We start from the raw sequence: 1,214 nt of genomic DNA, 5'->3' as shown, positions 1-1,214 counted from the left end.
CCCTAAAATACGTGTTTTGACCAACGATGTTTAACGAAACTAGTGTCCGCAGATTTCGGCACATTTCGACCACCTGATCTATTTAATTCTTTGATAACATCCAAGGCTTTTAGAACCGGTAAATTGGCGGATGTAGCTTTGAATTCAAACGTCTCCAATAACTTTGGTGTATACCGACGTAACTGTGAGTAACGGTTATCAAGCAGATCAAGATAATCAAAATCTGCGGGGCTTGCTAATTTCTCTGCTTCAGCGACACTACTAATAAATTCCTCCCAAGCTAATACAGATTCAATGGCTTGATAGGCATCAGTCGACTCACCTCTAGCTGTAATTAACGCTTTACCAACCTGACCATACAATCGTACTTTCTCATTAATCGCTTTGCCATCACGTTGAAACTTTTCTCCATGCTGATGTTCACTTTTGTTAAACAATTTACCCATCATTTTATCGTGCATCCCTATGGCATAATCGACTAATGACGCACTCCATTCAATGAGAAAAGCAACTAAAATGGCATAGCGTCTCAATTCATCTAGTCTAGATAGGTGAGCAGGTGTAGACTTGGCACCCGTTTTGGTCAATTGCAGCAGACGATTTTGATGTACTCGTTTCAAGCATCCAGAGTCAAGACTGAGATGGCGAATAAACTCTAGTCGTTCCACTACTTTTAAAAAGTTTTTAGGATTAGCTTGACCTGGTGGTTGACGCAGCCAAATAAAATCAGTTAGCTTTTTATCAGACTCTACAACTAATAACTTATCCAGTGCTGTCTTTTGTAATATTGTCAAACTTTTAGTTAACTCAAAACATACTAATTTATCAGCGCGATGTCTGACTTCCCAGGCTAAACGTTCTACTGTAGAAATAGCTGGAATAATAATTTGGCGCAAGCGCATTTCATCAACTAATGCTCCCACAAGCGCCATTCCTTTATCTGAAGATATGGCAAACGGTAACAACCATTTCGAAAGTTGTTTGTATGTAGATGTATTAAAAGTACGAAAACCAAAATTATTTTGAATCTCTGCCAGATGTTCGCGTCGAGTTGTATCCCTTTGGGAATACTCTGTTATTATTGTCGGGTCGAGTTTTAATTGAGATGCAATATAAAGTAGTATAGACTCTGGTACTATTTCTCCTAAACTCCAAACGCGACCGGGAAAGCGTAGGTAACACAACTGTACGGCGAAACCAAGACGATTGTGGGG

1 pseudogene is annotated in these 1,214 nt (G+C 39.5%); it reads right to left on the bottom strand.

Features of this window, described 5'->3' with window-relative positions:
- Positions 1 to 8 precede the first annotated feature (8 nt).
- Positions 9 to 1,214 (bottom strand): annotated as a pseudogene (locus G4P69_RS38505) (DUF4158 domain-containing protein); the annotation flags it as partial.

The organism is Aetokthonos hydrillicola CCALA 1050, from assembly GCF_017591665.1.
Taxonomy (GTDB): Bacteria; Cyanobacteriota; Cyanobacteriia; order Cyanobacteriales; family Nostocaceae; genus Aetokthonos; species Aetokthonos hydrillicola.
This window is presented reverse-complemented; position numbering and strand designations above follow the sequence as displayed.